This is a genomic window from Nocardia amamiensis NBRC 102102 (assembly GCF_001612745.1).
Classification (GTDB): domain Bacteria; phylum Actinomycetota; class Actinomycetes; order Mycobacteriales; family Mycobacteriaceae; genus Nocardia; species Nocardia amamiensis.
Genome location: NZ_BDBA01000081.1, coordinates 20,019 through 35,249 on the forward strand (window position 1 = coordinate 20,019; position 15,231 = coordinate 35,249).

Below are 15,231 nucleotides of genomic sequence, written 5' to 3' on the forward strand. Positions count from 1 at the left end.
CACTATCCTCCCAGAGTCCCCATCAATGGGAATGTCTCTGATGGAGTACCACGTAATACGTGCCTGGTTGTCTGCCACTGCTCCCCACACCGCCGCCGGAGTTCGCCAAGCCTCGGTAGTCCCCCGGTGAGTGCGCTCACCGAGGAAGCCAGCCCGATCGAGAAGTTGGGCGACACTGAAGACGCCCAGCCCCGAACAGGCCGAGCAAGAGCCGATCACGCACACTTTCGGGAGTGCGGGGGCACAGAGGGCGAAACCCGCCGAAGTGTGCGCCGGAGAATGTGATACGCGACGATGCGCACTCGCTGCCACCAGCCATATTGCAGGGAGAACACACCGGCGACTACCTCTCCGACACTGAACACCCGGTGAGCTCCGGGCAGCAGGTGGACACGAGCGACGCCGGAGGCCGAACCGGCCGCACGGTAATGATCTTGCAGTTCGCGGTAGTTCCGGCGGAGTTCGTCGACGGCACCGCTCTGATACGAGTCCCGGTAGACCCGGTGGCGGTAGTTGATCCAGGCCAGCACATTGCCTGCCTGCCCGAACCATTCGCTCGAGGTCAGCGCATGGTGCGGTGGCCTGGTCGCGCCGACGGCGGCCGCGAGGCTGGTGGTCAGGTCCGCGCGGCGGCGGTAGAGATGGACGCCCGAGTTCTGGTCGGCCTGCCCGAGTTCGGTGAGCACGGTGGGCACGATTCGACGTGCCAGCCACCGGAGATCCGGCGTGCGCAGCATGTGTTCGAGCACTCGTCCTTCGGTTTCGGCGAGCATCTTCCGCGCTGGGCCGCCGGCTCGCCGACAGTGCCAGTCGAGCCAGAGCAGGGCGGGCAGGTACCTACCCTGGACCCACAGGCTTGCGCCGATTCGCTCCACGCGATTGCTGTCCGAGCGAGGATGGGCTCGCCTCCACAGTCGGCGAACCTCGTTCCACCGTCCCGCTTCCCACAGCACGGCACTGGTGACGGCCCGGATCTGCTCCGCCGGTAGCCCTGGGGCCACAGTAGGCAGCAGCGACCTGACCTCGCCGATGAGCCCGACGTCCAGGTACAGGCGAAAACTCGCCTCCGGTCGCTTGGCGTCGTCGCTCGGGATGGACGGTGTCACCGGTGTACGCGGCGCCGGTGGGCCGAGTGGCGGCATGCCCCATTGGTCCGCCAAGTGGCGCAGCAAGAAATCGGTCGGTCCGCAGAGCACGGTCAGTTCGGCGCCCCGGTTGCGCAGGATGTCGAACAGATTCAAAGCCGGATCGTCTGGGGGCGGCACGATTACGTGCGGAGCATGGGCACTGTGCGACAGCCAGATCACGCGGTGCCCACGCAGCGCGTTCGGCGGCAGTCCAGCTATGGCGGCATCGACGTCGAAGAAATCGCTGCCGCTGTAACCGGCGACCAGCACAAACGGCCGCGAAGTGAGCAGGGTCAGAAACCGGGTGGCGAGATCGAGTGGGAAGCCCTTCTCGATTCGGGCGAGCGTCGCGCCGAGCTCGTCACCACTGCCCGCCGCACCATGGAAATGCAGCAGGTCCCGTTCCGGCCACGTGACCGTGCCCGCGGCTCGTTCGACACATCGGTCGAAGTTGGCGGTCAAATGTCCGCCGCCGAGTGCCAAGTGCCGGGCGAAGAACCGGTGCAGCCGGTTGGGGTCGGCTCCGCTGACATCGGGAATGGACTCCTCGACCGCCTCGGGACCGTGGACCCGGGCAGCGACGCCGAGCACGGTCTCCAGGCGGGGCAGCCTGGGATCGGTGGAACGCGGCAGTTCCGGGCAGGTCGGCTGGTCGATCAATCCGACCGCCCCGTGCAGCGCCCTGATCGCGTCGAGCGTGCCGGGAAGGAAGAACGCGTCGAAGATCCGCTGGGTGAGTTCCGCACCGGTGGGCAGCGAGGATGGCCCCTCGACGGACAACCCGGCTCCGGTCAACGCGGTCACCTCGCCCGGCTGGACGCCCACGAGGTCGTCGAGCAGCCGGCGCACGTCCATTGCCATGGCCTACCTCACGGTCGTGGTGACAGGCGTGGGAACGAAACGCTGACCGGTCAGGTCGCCGATCGTCTTGCCGATGGTCAGCGCCGTCTCATCCGGATCCAGGCCGTCGAACATTATCGGCGGCGCGAACGGGAACGCCCTGATCCACGCATCGGGCACCTTGATCTTCTCCCCGGGGACGAGCAACCGCAGATCGTGCACACCGTACTCGCGCAGCAATCGCCTATGTCGTGTGGCGCCACTCCTATCCGCTCGCTACATCGGGCGATTCGCTAGTGCGACAACGCTGGTCGTCCGACTGCTCGGGTGATTCTCGCCAGGCGACGCTGGAGGCCGTGTATCCAGGGGCGGAGATCCTCGCAGGCCAGGATGGCTTCACCGTATTGCGCGAGCGTGGCCGGGTGATCGCTGCTCCTGGCAAGGGCGTCATCGCTGCGACCTGGGTCAGCCGATTCGGGCGCTTTGGCCGCCGTCCACAGGCAGCAGGGCGCCGGTGATGAAGGCGGCCTCGTCGGAGGCCAGGAAGAGGGCGGCATGGGCCACGTCCCATGCGGTGCCCTGGCGTTGGTTCAGCGGGACCATCCGGTCGCGGACCCCGCGCAGTTCGTCCTGGTTCATGCCCAACTTCGAGGCCATGCCCTCGATCGCCATCGGGGTATCGATGAAGCCGGGCATGATGGTGTTGGCGCGGATGCCGAAGGAGGCGTTCTCCATGGCCAGGGTATGGGTCAGGGCGTTCAGGCCCGCTTTGGAGACCTTGTAGGCGACCAGCGGGGCCGAGCAGACCGCGGCGATGGACGAGACGTTGATGATGACGCCCGTCCGGCGTTCGCGCATGTGCGGGATGATCTGGCGGCAGACCATCCAAGGAGCGCGCAGGTTGACCGACTGGATGCGGTCCCAGGCGTCCTCGGTGACCTCGAGCGCGCCGCCGTCGCCGGCGCCGATGCCGATGTTGTTGTGCAGAACGTCGATACGGCCGAAGGCAGCCAGCGCGGTGCGGGCGATGGCGGCGCAGTCGGACGGGTCGGTGATGTCGGCGACCAGCGGACGGGCGGTGCCACCCGACTCGGAGATCAGCGCGCAGGTCTCGAGCAGCGATTTCTCGTCCCGGTCGACGGCCAGCACCTGGGCGCCTTCGCGCGCGAACAGCAGGGCGGTGGCCCGGCCGTTGCCGATGGTCGTGCCGGGGGTCTGGCCGGCGCCACAGACGACGGCGACCTTGTCGTGCAGACGTCCTGTCATGACGGGAATCCCTCCAGCCCTTCATCCAGGGCGACTTGGAAGGTGTTCAGCGCAGTGGAAACGAGCGTGTACTGGCCGACGGCGAAGACGATGTCCAGTACCTGCTGCAGCGTCCAGTCCCGGCCCAGAGCCGCCCACAGGGAGTCGTCCACGGTGTGGGTGGCGACGAGTTGGTCGGTGGCGCGCAACAGGACAAGGTCGCGCTCGGGCCAGTCGGTGGCCTCCGAGGCCACCTTGTCGATCTCCGGACGGGTTAATCCGGCCTCCTCGCCCAGCTTGCGATGCTGGGCGAACTCGTACTCCGAACCACACCGCCACCCGGTGCGCAGGATGACCAACTCGCGCTCGCGTGCAGGCAGCGTCGAGCCGGCCAGGACGTGTCGGCCGAACACCAGCCAGCGGTGCAGCAGGTCGGGATGGTGGGCCAGGGTCGTGAAGATGTTCTGCCGACCGAGCCGGTCGAGCGTAGTTCGGGTGCGCTCGTCCCAGTCGGCTTCGACGGTGAGGGGAACTCGCATAGGAGAAGAACCTTTCGGATAATGATCATTCGCCGAATGGTCATTATTCAAGTTTGGTATGCTGTCCGCAAGACCTCAGGAGGATGTTTTGCCCGTACCGACCACCCGGCGGCAGCGCCAGGAGCAGACCCGCGCCAAGCTGCTCGCCGCCGCCGCCCGCGTGTTCGCTCGCCGTGGATACGAACGAGCTTCGGTGCCGGAGATCGCCGCCGAAGCCGGGTTGTCGACCGGCGCGATCTACTCGAACTTCGACGGCAAGGTAGACCTGTTCCACACGCTGATGGCCGGGGAGATGCGCCGTCAGAGCGAGCGCCGCGTCCGCCGTGTGAAAGCCTCGCCCGAGAACGCTGTCGCCGCCGCTGGTGCCCAGTGGGCCGACTTCGTCGAAGACCACCGCGACTCGGTCCTGCTGCTGCTGGAGTTCTGCCTCAGCGCTGCCCGCGACAACCCTTCCGCCCGCCTACACGCCGCCGAGGAGTTCACTCGCGTCCGAGCCGATCTGGCCGGCCTTGCTCCCGACGCCCCGCCGCATCTGGCCGCCGCCCTCCAGGCCCTCGCGTACGGCTACGGTCTCCAGCGCCTGGTCGACCCCGACTCCACCAACAGAACGTCCCTCGTCGATGCCTTCACTTGGCTCCTCAACGGAGCGTCGAAGACCTAGGGCGCAGAATTCCCACTCGCGCTTGATGTTCCGAGTTACCGCCGGTCAGAAGGTCTGCAAATCGCCATGTTTCGCGAGCCGGGCGAGACGGCTTGCCTTCAATACGATCTCAGAGGACTCGAGCCGCTTCATCTCGATGTCTGCGAGCAGTTCCTCGGCCGGCCGCAGTGCTTCACCCCCGAGCAAACTCGCCGAAACCGTGGCCCGCGTGATCGGACGCGCCCGCACCGACTGGTGCGAAGGACTGCTGTGGGTGTGTCGCTGCGCACCGCAGGTGACACCCACTATCGCACCGTGCGCCACCCAGCGCACCGGACGTGACAGCAACGCATCGGACGTACCGGTTGCGTCCGGCAGAGTGGTGTACCAGCGACTTTCGGAGCGACCGCGTGAGCGTGTCGTAGCCGGAGGGTGGGCGGTCACCGCGTGAGAAGAGTTCACCTTCCAGGATCTGCGGCACTATCTCGCGTCGCTGCTCATCGCGAACATCAGGTCGTCCAGGCGCGTATGAGGCACGCGAACGCCCAGACCACCCGCGACACCTATGGCCATCTGTGGCCGGATACGGACGAGTCCACCCGCCAGGTGATCGCTGCTGTGATCACTGAGCGGATGGACTCGAATCCGTCTACTGCGTATGAACTGCGTACGAAACGAGCCGAATAGGCCTATTCACGCAGGTCAGGCTTACACGTCGAAGTACAGCTCGAACTCGTACGGGTGCGGGCGCAGGTTCACCGGCGCGATCTCGCTCTCGCGCTTGATGCTGATCCAGGTCTCGATCAGGTCCTCGGTGAAGACGTTGCCCTCGGTGAGGTAGTCGTGGTCCTGCTCGAGGCGGTCGATGACCGAGGCCAGGCTGGTGGGGGCCTGCGGGATGTTCTTGGCCTCCTCCGGCGGGAGCTCGTAGAGGTCCTTGTCGACCGGGGCCAGCGGCTCGATCTTCTTCTTGATGCCGTCCAGGCCGGCCATCATCATGGCGGCGAAGGCCAGGTACGGGTTACCCGAGGAGTCCGGCGCGCGGAACTCGAGGCGCTTGGCCTTCGGGTTGTTGCCGGTGACCGGGATGCGGACCGCGGCGGAGCGGTTGCGCTGCGAGTACACCAGGTTGATCGGCGCCTCGAAGCCGGGGACCAGGCGGTGGTAGGAGTTCACCGTCGGGTTGGTGAAGGCCAGCAGCGACGGCGCGTGGTGCAGGATGCCGCCGATGTAGTGGCGCGCCAGGTCCGACAGGCCGCCGTAGCCGGCCTCGTCGTGGAACAGCGGCTTGCCGTCCTTCCACAGCGACTGGTGCACGTGCATGCCGGAGCCGTTGTCACCGAAGAGGGGCTTCGGCATGAAGGTGACGGTCTTGCCTTCCTGCCACGCGGTGTTCTTGACGATGTACTTGAACAGCTGCAGATCGTCGGCCGCGTGCAGCAGGGTGTTGAACCGGTAGTTGATCTCGGCCTGACCGGCGGTGCCGACCTCGTGGTGGCCGCGCTCCAGCTCGAAGCCCGCGTTCTGCAGGTTGGTGGAGATCTTGTCGCGCAGGTCGACGTAGTGGTCGTACGGCGCGACCGGGAAGTAGCCGCCCTTGTTGCGGACCTTGTAGCCGCGGTTGCGGGTGCCGTCCGGGTTGAACTCCTTGCCGGTGTTCCAGGAACCCGAGACCGACTCGATCTCGTAGAAGGCGCTGTTCATGGCCGAGTCGTAGCGGATCGAGTCGAAGATGTAGAACTCCGCCTCGGGGCCGAAGTACGCGGTGTCGGCGATGCCGGTCGAGCGCAGGTACTCCTCCGCCTTGCGCGCGATGTTGCGCGGGTCGCGGCTGTAGGCCTCCCGGGTGAACGGGTCGTGCACGAAGAAGTTCATGTTCAGCGTCTTGGCGGCGCGGAACGGGTCGATGCGCGCGGTGCTGTAGTCGGGCAGCAGCAGCATGTCCGACTCGTCGATCGACTGGAAACCACGGACGGAAGAGCCGTCGAACGCTAGCCCTTCCTCGGCGAGGTCGGTGGTGAAGGCCTTCGCCGGGATCGAGAAGTGCTGCTGCACACCGGGAAGATCGCTGAAGCGGATGTCGACGTACTCGATGTCCTCGTCAGCGATGTACTTGATGACCTCGTCGGCCGTGCTGAACGTCACTTGTTCTCCTTACGGATCGGTTCCCAGCCAGTGTCGATTGCATGGGTTCGTCGCGACCAGACGCTATGGATGCCGTGTTTCCCTGTAGTCAAGCCCGTGTTTCGCCAGTGTTACACGTGCGTCTGGGCGGGTGGCGCGGACCACCCGGGCTCGAACAGCATGGTAGTCCTGCTGCCGCGGGCCGTGCGCGCCGACCTGAACTCCGCTTATGCGGAATCGGGCGGCCGATCGGGCGCGCCTATTCTGGGTTGCATGGCACGTATCACCGGCTCCTGGCTCTCCGGACCCCCGGCCGATCCCGGCGATCCGGCAACCCGCGAGTTCCCTGGTGAACACCTCGGCCTCCCGAAGACGGGAGCGGGTTCGCTGGCCGGGATGGGCCGCCGGATCGCCGCCCTGTTCGTGGACTGGATGATCGCGCTCGGCATCGCGGCGCTCATCGCACGCAGCACGTCGGCGTCGAGCTTGACGCTGCTGATCTGGTTCGTCATCGGCGTCGGCGCGGTGACCCTGTTCGGCTTCACGCCGGGGCAGTACTTCCTGCGGCTGCGGACGGTCCGTATCGACGCGCCGGTGCCGGTCGGCTTCGTCCGTGCGCTGGCCAGGCAGGTGCTGCTGCTGTTCGTGGTGCCGGCGCTGTTCACCGACGCCGACGGCCGCGGGATGCACGACCGGGCCACCGGCACGGCGCTGGTGCATTCACGCTGAGCCGTCCGGCATCGGGAACACCCGCCGCCGGTCACGCCGATAGGCTGCGCCGGTGTCGTTGAATCCGGTGATGCTCGTGGTCCGTTTCCTGCTCGAGCTCGTTGCCATGGCGTCCTTCGGCGTCTTCGGCTGGCGCGCGTTCGAAGGGCCGTGGAAGTTTCTGCTGGTTGTGGCGCTGCCGCTGGTTGCGGCAGCCCTCTGGGCAGTCTTCTCGGTACCCGGCGACCCGAGCCGGGACGGGCAGCCGAAGGTCGCCGTGTCCGGCTCGACGCGCCTGGTGATCGAGCTCTCGGTGCTCGGCGGCGGGGCTCTCGCGCTGCAGTCGGCCGGTCTACGGGGGTGGGGTCTGGCGCTCGCGGTGCTGGTGATCGTCTATCACGTGCTCGCCTACGACCGGGTCGTCTGGCTACTCACCCGCGATCGAGGCGGCAACCGGACAGGCACGCTGTCGACCCGTGATCCCGGGCGTCGACCGTAGTCCCGGGATACTCAGCGCCGACGGATGGTCCGCTGCACGCCGCGCATCTTGGCGCCGCTCGGCATCGGGCCCTTCGGCAGTGCGGGCCCGCTGCGTGCGCTGAGCGCGGCCAGGCGGCCTTCGATGAGTTCCATGCGCTTGGTGTCGATGTTGCGGGGCAGCTTGGTCAGGTAGCGCTGCAGGTCCTTGATCGGAACCTGACCCTCGTCGTTGCCGATCACGACGTCGTAGATCGGGGTGTCGCCGATCAGCCGGGCGGTGCGCTTCTTCTCCTGGGCCAGCAGCGATTTCACCCGCTGTGGCGCGCCCTCGGCGACCAGCACCACGCCCGGCAGGCCGATCACGCGGTGCACCGCGTCCAGCTGCGTGGTGGCGGCGACGCCGTTGCTCACCCGCCACTTGCCCTGCAAGTTGTCCAGCACCCAGGCCGCGGCGCCCGCTTGACCCTCGGCCTTGCGGTAGACGCTCCGCTGCACCCGGCGCCCGAAGATGATGAAGGCGACCAGCGCGCCGAGCACCACGCCGAGCGGCACGAGGAACCAGGTCAGCCCGAAGATCAGGCCGATCACGACGGCGATGGCGGTGATCCCGATCAAGGCGCCGATCATCAGCGGCAACAGCAGCTTGTCTTCCTTGCGCTGCATCTGGAACGCCTGCCACAGTTGCCTGCGGCGTTCGCGCGACTGCTGCTTGCGGGCCGCTTTCGCCGCGGCCTTCGCTTCCTTGGTGGGCTTGCCTGCTGCCATGTCTCTCAGAATAGTGCCCAGGTAGTCGTGGCTTTGCCGGGGGAGCGCGGCCTCGACCGATTTCAGCCGCGGCGGGCGATCGACCCGAGCACGGTGAGATCCAGATCACCGGACGCCTCGGTCCAGCCCATCGCGCGCAGTTCCACCGGATCGGCCACGCCGAGGGCGTCGCGCAGGCCGACGGCGACCGAGTGGGCGAACTCGCGCAGGCCGTCCGGCGCGATCGGCCAGAACAGCGTTCTGGTCCAGTTGCCCGCGTCGCGCCGCGGCGGCGGCTCATGCCAGCCGAGTGCGCGCAACTGCTGCGCGGCGGTATCCGGTATCGGTTGACTCAAGTAGTCGTTCCCCGCGAGCTCAGCGGACAGTTTGATGTCGTACTGAACGAATTGGACGAAGCGATTTCCCGGCGCGGCGATGATCAGCGTCGCACGCGAGGGCAGCTCCGACAGACACAGCGCCAGCGCTTGCACGAACCCGTCCCAGTCCGCGGTCACCGCCTCGCTCATTCTTCCCCCGGGCTTCAGCATTGGCCTGATCATACGCCGACCTGCTTGCGACAACAGGCTGATTACCTTGCGCCGCCGACTCGTTCACGTAGGCGATAGCGAAATGAAATAACTCGGGGGGTGCGCACCGGCGAGCGCCGGATCTTTCAGACGACCGCACCGCGCTGTTCAGCTCGCGGTTACCAGGCGGCGTTACCTTCCGGGACGTGTGTGCGCGGTTGGTGGTGAGCGTCCATGACGTCGCACCGGCGAGTGCGGCGGAGACGGCGCGCTGGTGCGCCGACGCCGATCGGTTCGGAATTCCCGTCTCGCTGTTGGTGATTCCCGGTCCGTGGCGGGGCAGGCGGCTGTCCGGCGATCCGGACTACGCGGCATTCCTGCGCGAGCGTCGTCAGGGTGGCGACGACATCCTGGTGCACGGGTGGTCGCACCGGGCCGGCCCGGAGGGCGGATGGCCGCGCAGGGCGGTCGGGTATGCGGTAGCGCGCGGCGCGGCCGAGTTCGCCGCGCTGAGCGTCGCGGAGGCCGCGGACAAGCTGCGCGCCGCCACCGCGGTGATGACCGCATCGGGGCTGCATACGACGGGTTTCACGCCGCCGGGGTGGCTGGCCTCGCCCGGCGCGGAGCAGGCGCTGCGCGCGGCCGGCTTCACCTACACCACCTCGCATTTCGGGGCGAAGCAGCTGCGCACCGGACGCCGGTACCGCGGTTTCGCGCTCTCCCACCGGCCGGGTGGAGGGTGGTCGGAGCGGTTCGGCGCGGCGATGGTGGAATCCGTGGCACTGCGGACCGCCGAACGCGGCGGGCTGGTACGACTGGCACTGCACCCCGACGACCTGCACAGACCCGGCCTGCGGGATACCACGCTGCGCGCCATCGACGCGGTGCTGCGGACCGGCGCACGGGCGACCACCTACGCCGAACTGGTCGGATCGGCGGTCGACTAGTGCGGATCGTGCAGATCGCCAACTTCTACACGCCCGCCTCCGGTGGGCTGCGCACCTGTGTCGACGAGATCGGGCGCGGCTATTCGGCAGCGGGACACGAGCGTGTGCTCGTCGTGCCCGGCCCGCGCGACGACGACGAGCACATCCCGTCCGGACGTCGGATCACGGTACGCAGCCCGAAGTTCGGCGACGCGGGTTATCACGTGCTCACCGCCCGCCGCACCCGCTCGGTACTCGATCGGCTCGTCCCGGACGTGCTCGAATGCAGCGACAAACTCAGCGTCCGCTGGCTGGCACCGTGGGCGCGCGCCGCGGGCGTCCCGCTGGTGTTGTTCTCGCACGAACGTATCGACGCCATCCTGCGCTCCCGCGTTCCGCGCGGCTTCCCGCTCACCGCCGCGGCCGATCTGGCCAACCGCCGCCTCTGGGTGCGTGCCGAAAAGGTCGTGGTCACCTCGAGTTTCGCCACCGCCGAGTTCGATCGCGTCGGCGCGCGCAACGTACGCCGGGTTCCGCTGGGCGTCGACCTGGAGACCTTTCACCCCCGAAGCCACCGCGGCGCGGCGCCTCCTGACGGTCCGGTTCGGCTGGTGCTGGTGAGCAGACTGTCGCGCGAGAAACGCGCCGAACGCGCGATCCAGGCGGTGCGCGTCCTGGTCGACTCCGGTCTGCGGTGTGCGCTGTCGGTCATCGGCGACGGACCGTTGCGTTCCCGTCTGGAGCACCTGGCGGCCGGTCTGCCGGTCGTCTTCCACGGTCATCTCACGGACCGATCCGCCATGGCCGCCCTGATCGCCGACGCCGACATCGCGGTCTTCCCCTCCCCGGCCGAGACTTTCGGCCTCGCCGTCCTGGAAGCGCTGGCCTGCGGCACACCTGTGGTGGTGCCCGCCGCGGGCGCCGCGCGCGAACTCGTCGGCGATCCGGGTTCCGGTGTTGTCTGCGACGGTTCCCCGTACGGGCTCGCCGAGGGGGTCCGCGAACTGCTCGCCCTGCCCCCGGCCCAGCGCCGCCGTGCGGCTCGTGCGGCCGCGGAACGCTTTCCCTGGTCGGCGACGGTCGACGGCATGCTCGCGCTCTACGCCGACTACGAGACCCCGGCCCGCTCCGCCTGATACCGAACCGATCGGGTGACGACTGTCTACCGGCTGTCCGGCCCGGTCGGCCGGTCGATCGAGGACACCATCGCCGTGTTCGATGAACGGCTCGAACCTGCCCAACGGCTGGATCGAGCACGACCGGACCGCACGCTTTCCGGTGCCGCATCCGTGCACCGGTCCCGTTCGTCGTGCAGCGTCGGCGAGTTCGCCAGTAACGCGACACCGGCGATGACCAGGGTGCCCGCGCAAACCAGAAGCGCCGGACGTGGTTGCACCGTCGCCGTGAAGAGGATCGACCCGGCCAGGTAGCTGACCACCGGGTCGGTGATCGTCATCGCCGTCAGCGCCGTGGGCAGCGAGCCGCGGGCGTACGCCTCCTGGGTCAGCACGCCGCCCAGGAACGCAGACACCGGGATGCCGAGCAATGCCCAGCTCGGGTCGGGCAGTCTGCTCGTCGCCAGCACGACCAGCACCGCCGTCGTGGCGAAACAGCATCCGGCGGCGACCGCCACCAGTGCGGAGCGCAGCTGCGTGGAGCGGACCACCCGGGACGCGCCGAACAGCAGGACGATCGCGACGATCACACCACCGCCTGCCTCCGGCAGAAGCTCGGTCTGCACCGCCGAGTGCGCGGAAACGCCCTGTGCCACCAGCAGAATCAGGCCCGCGCACACCGCCGTCGTCCCGGCCCAGTCCCGCGCGAGCAACGTGCGGCCACGCCGCAGGGCCGCCAGCGGCAAGGCGAACAGCAGTTGCACGACCAGCAACGCCTGCACTACCGCGATGCCGCCGAAACGCAGCGCGACCGCGTGTACGGCGAACCCGGCCACGTTCGCGCCCTGACCGGCCAGCCAGCGGCGGTCGGTGAGCACCCGGCGGGCGATCGCGGCGATCAGCAGGAACCGCCCCGGCCCGGAGTCGGTGGCCGCCTGCCGCGCCGCGCCCTGTTGCAGCGCCGCCGACACGGCGAAGAGGAGCGCGGCCAGCAACGCCAGGGTGACCGTCGCGACAGCGTCGACCGACCCGGCACCGAGTTCACCCATTGCTGGCACCGTGCCGATGCTGGTCCAGCTCGATGAACACAGGATGGCGTCCGCTCGGCGCGCGGACGACGGCTCAGCCGACCACCCCGGTTCCGGGGGCTGGACGAGGCTGCGGGCAAACTCGATAGTCCAATGGTGACCGAACGACCCGTCCTGCTGCGCGCCCTGTGCGGGCTGCTGCTCCTGCTCGGAGCCATCACCCCGGTTACGGCGAACGCCGAGCCGCTCCGGGCGCCCTTCCAGTGGAGGCAGGCGTTCATCGACAGCACGGACGGCACCCGGCTGCACGCCGACATCCTGCGTCCGGCGGGCGTGTCCGAGGACACCCGCACTCCCGTGATCCTCACCGTCAGCCCGTACCGCGCGCATCTGGCGTACCTGAGCGAGCCGCGCCTGACCGGTGGCCCGTCCACCGACAACCTCAGCGCCGATCTGTTCCTGGCGGCGGGCTACACCTACGTCATCGTGGACCTGCGCGGGTTCGGCGGCTCGGGCGGCTGCCCGGATTTCGGTGGCCCTGGCGAGCGCGCGGATGTCGCGGCCGCGGTGGAGTGGGCGGCCGGGCAGCCGTGGTCGACCGGGAAGGTGGGCATGTTCGGCGTCTCCTACGAGGGGTGGACCGGGTTGATGGGCCTGGCCGCCAAGCCGGAGGGCCTCGCGGCGGTCGCCGCGTTCGAGCCGGTCGTCGACCCGTACTCCTACCTGTATATGCAGGGCGTCTCGTGGAAGTTCTCCGGGAAGCCGATCACCGAAAGAGGCGTGCGCCCAGCTGATTTCGTCGGCTTGGAGCATCTACTCATCGCGTCGACTCCGCCGCGCCCGGAGGACGGCGGCGAATACCGGTCCAACGCGACGCAATTGCCGTGGCAGTGCTACCAGAACTATCTGACAGAGATCGGCGATCACACCCCCGACACCACCTTCTGGCGCGAGCGTGATCTCGTCGCGCCCCTGCGCGGCAGCACGATTCCGCTGTTTCTCGGTCAGGGCTTCGTCGACTACAACACCCGCGCCTACCGGGTGTTCGACCTGTGGAACGGCCTCGGTCCCGGTGCGCACCGGGCGTGGTTCGGTCAGTGGGGCCACCGCACCTGCAACGACAAATGCGGCACGCCGCATTTCGACACCGAACTCCTCGCCTTCTTCGACAAGCACGTGGCGGGCCGCGACGTCGAGATTCCCGGACCGCGGATCACCGTCGGCCAGTTCGACGGCCGCTGGCGCGCGGAGACCGCGTGGCCGCCCGCGGACGCGCAGCGGGTCCCGGTCGAGCTGCGGCCCGGCCGCTACACCGACCGCGGCCTGGTTCCCGGACCCGACCGCGAGCTCTGGTCGGTGTCCGCGCCACTGGCCCAGGAACAGCACCTGTCCGGCATCCCGACCGCGACGCTGCGCCTGAGCGGCCCGGCCACCGCGACCGTCGCCGTGGAGCTCTACGACATCGCGCCCGATCTCCACGCCACCGTCATCACCCGCGGCATCGCCCCTGTCGCCGACACCGCCGAAATCCGGTTGCTCGCCCAGGATTGGCCGATTCCGGCCGGACACCGGATCGGCGTTCGCGTCACCGACGTGGTCGACGACGTGTGGTCGCACTCCCCCGCCTTCGCCCCGGTCACGGTCGCAGCGGCGAGTGTCGAGCTGCCGCTGCTGACCGGCACGCGCCGGCCCGACCTGCCCGGCGGACTCACCGAGGGCATCGTGAAGTGGCGAAACGAGAAGACCATCGCCATCGAACCCGACATGTTGAACAATGCAACGGTGTCCATCAATTTGCCGAACCGCACCGGTACCCCATGACCGAACCTGTCGACGACCTGACCGCCGAGCGCTTCGCCGCCGCGCTGCGGTGCGCGACCGTGTCCACCGACGACCCGCGCGACGCCGACGACGCCGCGTTCGAGCGCCTCGACGCCCACCTCCAGCAGTCCTTTCCGCGGGTGCACGCCGAACTCGAACTCCAACGGTTCGGCCACAGCAGGCTGTACCGGTGGCCGGGCAGCGAACCCGGCCGGGTCGCCGCCATCCTGCTCGCGCACCAGGACGTGGTGCCTGCGGACGAGCCACAGCGCTGGACCCATCCGCCGTTCGCGGGGGTGGTCGACGACGAATACATCTGGGGCCGAGGCGCGATCGATGACAAGAGCCGCGTACTGGCCATCCTGGAGGCGGTCGAGTCGGCCCTCGCGGCGGGCGTACGGCCCCGGCACACGGTGTATCTGGCCTTCGGGCACGACGAGGAGGTCTTCGGCGGGGACGGCGCCGAGCGCATGGCCGAGCATCTGCGGCAGGCCGGCGTGCGCGCGGACCTGCTGCTCGACGAGGGCGGTGTGATCACCGCGGGCGTCGTCGACGGCGTTCGGCAACCGGTGGCCACGATCATGCTCGGCGAGAAGGGCTACGCGACCGTCCGGCTGTCGGTCACCGAGGTGGGCGGGCATTCCTCCATGCCGGGCAAGCAGACCGCGGTCGGCCGGATGGCGCGCGCGGTGGGCCGGATCCAAGACCACCCGATGCCGCTGCGCCTGACGCCGGTGATCGCGGACATGCTGGCCAGGTTGCGGGAGGTCCTGCCGGAGCCGCGCCGGCGCCTGCTCGGTCTCGCCGGCGTCGCGGCGCCGGTGATCACCCGGGCGATGGCGGCCCGGCCGCAGAGCGAGGCGATGGTGCGCACCACCGCCGCGCCCACGGTGATCCGCGGCGGGGTGCGGGCGAACGTGCTGCCGCAGCACGCCGAGGCGTTGGTGAACTTCCGCATCCTGCCGGGCGACTCCGTGGCGTCGGTGCTGGCGCACTGCCGGAAAGTGGTACGCGACAAGAATATTCGGTTCGAATTGGTGGGGATGTCGGCGGAGCCGTCGCGCATCACCGGCCCTGGTCCCGCATTCGACGTGATCGCGGGACTCGCCCGCGCCGTCGTTCCGGGGATCGCGGTGACCACCGGCATCGTTCCGGGCGCCACCGACTCCAGGCACTACGACGATCTGGCGGCCACCCGGTGCAACTTCGCCCCGATCGTGCTGGACCAGGGCGACCTGGCCTCGATTCACGGAACCGACGAGCGTCTTTCCCGGGTCAACTACGCTCGGCTCATCGAGTTCAACCGGCGGCTGATCGAGCACTTCGCGGCGACCAGCGCGCCATTGACGTCAGGAGCCGACGTATGA

16 protein-coding genes are annotated in these 15,231 nt (G+C 68.6%); 7 read left to right on the forward strand and 9 right to left on the reverse strand.

Features of this window, described 5'->3' with window-relative positions; genetic code table 11:
- Positions 1-215: 215 nt before the first annotated feature.
- From NA4_RS16905 to NA4_RS16920, 4 genes are all read right to left on the reverse strand, one after another.
- The gene (locus NA4_RS16905; RefSeq protein ID WP_067470597.1) at positions 216-1,988 is read right to left on the reverse strand and encodes an SIR2 family protein; all 1,773 of its coding nucleotides are present in this window, start codon (positions 1,986-1,988) and stop codon (positions 216-218) included.
- A gap of 3 nt (positions 1,989-1,991) precedes the next feature.
- Positions 1,992-2,207 carry a hypothetical protein gene (locus tag NA4_RS16910; protein ID WP_067470598.1) on the reverse strand — a complete coding sequence of 72 codons (216 nt, stop codon included), beginning with the start codon at positions 2,205-2,207 and terminating at the stop codon, positions 1,992-1,994.
- Positions 2,208-2,432: 225 nt separating this feature from the next.
- Complete coding sequence (locus NA4_RS16915; protein ID WP_067470599.1) at positions 2,433-3,233, reverse strand: SDR family NAD(P)-dependent oxidoreductase; 801 nt, start codon at positions 3,231-3,233, stop codon at positions 2,433-2,435.
- Positions 3,230-3,751 carry a carboxymuconolactone decarboxylase family protein gene (locus NA4_RS16920; protein ID WP_067470600.1) on the reverse strand — a complete coding sequence of 174 codons (522 nt, stop codon included), beginning with the start codon at positions 3,749-3,751 and terminating at the stop codon, positions 3,230-3,232. Before NA4_RS16920 ends, NA4_RS16915 begins: the two co-directional genes overlap by 4 nt.
- A gap of 88 nt (positions 3,752-3,839) precedes the next feature.
- Between NA4_RS16920 and NA4_RS16925 the strand changes: the two genes are divergently transcribed.
- Positions 3,840-4,412, forward strand: a complete 573-nt coding sequence (locus tag NA4_RS16925) for a TetR/AcrR family transcriptional regulator (RefSeq protein ID WP_245671427.1) — start codon at positions 3,840-3,842, stop codon at positions 4,410-4,412.
- A 45-nt stretch (positions 4,413-4,457) separates the two neighbouring features.
- On the opposite strand, the gene NA4_RS16930 is transcribed toward NA4_RS16925, so the two are convergent.
- Positions 4,458-4,697 (reverse strand): hypothetical protein, encoded by a 240-nt coding sequence (locus tag NA4_RS16930; protein WP_157129081.1) that lies wholly within the window; start codon positions 4,695-4,697, stop codon positions 4,458-4,460.
- Positions 4,698-5,099: 402 nt separating this feature from the next.
- A complete protein-coding gene (gene glnA, locus NA4_RS16935; protein ID WP_067470603.1) occupies positions 5,100-6,536 on the reverse strand; it encodes a type I glutamate--ammonia ligase in 1,437 nt (478 codons plus the stop codon).
- Between the two features lie 252 nt (positions 6,537-6,788).
- On the opposite strand from glnA, the gene NA4_RS16940 reads away from it, so the two are divergent.
- Positions 6,789-7,244, forward strand: a complete 456-nt coding sequence (locus NA4_RS16940) for an RDD family protein (RefSeq protein WP_067470613.1) — start codon at positions 6,789-6,791, stop codon at positions 7,242-7,244.
- A gap of 52 nt (positions 7,245-7,296) precedes the next feature.
- Positions 7,297-7,722, forward strand: a complete 426-nt coding sequence (locus tag NA4_RS16945) for a YrdB family protein (protein ID WP_245671428.1) — start codon at positions 7,297-7,299, stop codon at positions 7,720-7,722.
- An 11-nt stretch (positions 7,723-7,733) separates the two neighbouring features.
- Here NA4_RS16945 and NA4_RS16950 read toward each other — a convergent pair whose 3' ends face one another.
- Together NA4_RS16950 and NA4_RS16955 are read right to left on the reverse strand one after the other, a co-directional pair.
- Positions 7,734-8,468: a DUF4191 domain-containing protein gene (locus NA4_RS16950; protein WP_067470604.1), complete on the reverse strand. Its 735-nt coding sequence runs from the start codon at positions 8,466-8,468 to the stop codon at positions 7,734-7,736.
- Between the two features lie 62 nt (positions 8,469-8,530).
- Positions 8,531-8,995 (reverse strand): TY-Chap domain-containing protein, encoded by a 465-nt coding sequence (locus NA4_RS16955; protein WP_157129082.1) that lies wholly within the window; start codon positions 8,993-8,995, stop codon positions 8,531-8,533.
- A 185-nt stretch (positions 8,996-9,180) separates the two neighbouring features.
- Here NA4_RS16955 and NA4_RS16960 point away from each other — a divergent pair, with 185 nt between their 5' ends.
- Positions 9,181-9,921, forward strand: a complete 741-nt coding sequence (locus NA4_RS16960; RefSeq protein WP_067470606.1) for a DUF2334 domain-containing protein — start codon at positions 9,181-9,183, stop codon at positions 9,919-9,921.
- The gene (locus NA4_RS16965; protein WP_067470607.1) at positions 9,921-11,036 is read left to right on the forward strand and encodes a glycosyltransferase; all 1,116 of its coding nucleotides are present in this window, start codon (positions 9,921-9,923) and stop codon (positions 11,034-11,036) included. The genes NA4_RS16960 and NA4_RS16965 overlap by 1 nt, the downstream gene beginning before the upstream one ends.
- Positions 11,037-11,062: 26 nt before the next feature.
- Here the strand turns inward: NA4_RS16965 and NA4_RS16970 are convergent, their stop codons facing one another.
- Positions 11,063-12,064 carry a DMT family transporter gene (locus NA4_RS16970; protein WP_169811058.1) on the reverse strand — a complete coding sequence of 334 codons (1,002 nt, stop codon included), beginning with the start codon at positions 12,062-12,064 and terminating at the stop codon, positions 11,063-11,065.
- A 132-nt stretch (positions 12,065-12,196) separates the two neighbouring features.
- Here NA4_RS16970 and NA4_RS16975 point away from each other — a divergent pair, with 132 nt between their 5' ends.
- Positions 12,197-13,864, forward strand: a complete 1,668-nt coding sequence (locus NA4_RS16975; RefSeq protein WP_067470608.1) for a CocE/NonD family hydrolase — start codon at positions 12,197-12,199, stop codon at positions 13,862-13,864.
- Complete coding sequence (locus NA4_RS16980; protein WP_067470609.1) at positions 13,861-15,231, forward strand: M20/M25/M40 family metallo-hydrolase; 1,371 nt, start codon at positions 13,861-13,863, stop codon at positions 15,229-15,231. The genes NA4_RS16975 and NA4_RS16980 overlap by 4 nt, the downstream gene beginning before the upstream one ends.

Bases quoted from the DNA above. Each gene is read 5' to 3' on its own strand.
- NA4_RS16905 (WP_067470597.1), bottom strand. From the start codon at position 1,988: ATGGCAATGGACGTGCGCCGGCTGCTCGACGACCTCGTGGGCGTCCAG.
- NA4_RS16980 (WP_067470609.1), top strand. From the start codon at position 13,861: ATGACCGAACCTGTCGACGACCTGACCGCCGAGCGCTTCGCCGCCGCG.
- NA4_RS16915 (WP_067470599.1), bottom strand. From the start codon at position 3,233: ATGACAGGACGTCTGCACGACAAGGTCGCCGTCGTCTGTGGCGCCGGC.
- NA4_RS16970 (WP_169811058.1), bottom strand. From the start codon at position 12,064: ATGGGTGAACTCGGTGCCGGGTCGGTCGACGCTGTCGCGACGGTCACC.
- NA4_RS16955 (WP_157129082.1), bottom strand. From the start codon at position 8,995: ATGCTGAAGCCCGGGGGAAGAATGAGCGAGGCGGTGACCGCGGACTGG.
- NA4_RS16950 (WP_067470604.1), bottom strand. From the start codon at position 8,468: ATGGCAGCAGGCAAGCCCACCAAGGAAGCGAAGGCCGCGGCGAAAGCG.
- NA4_RS16920 (WP_067470600.1), bottom strand. From the start codon at position 3,751: ATGCGAGTTCCCCTCACCGTCGAAGCCGACTGGGACGAGCGCACCCGA.
- NA4_RS16975 (WP_067470608.1), top strand. From the start codon at position 12,197: ATGGTGACCGAACGACCCGTCCTGCTGCGCGCCCTGTGCGGGCTGCTG.
- NA4_RS16940 (WP_067470613.1), top strand. From the start codon at position 6,789: ATGGCACGTATCACCGGCTCCTGGCTCTCCGGACCCCCGGCCGATCCC.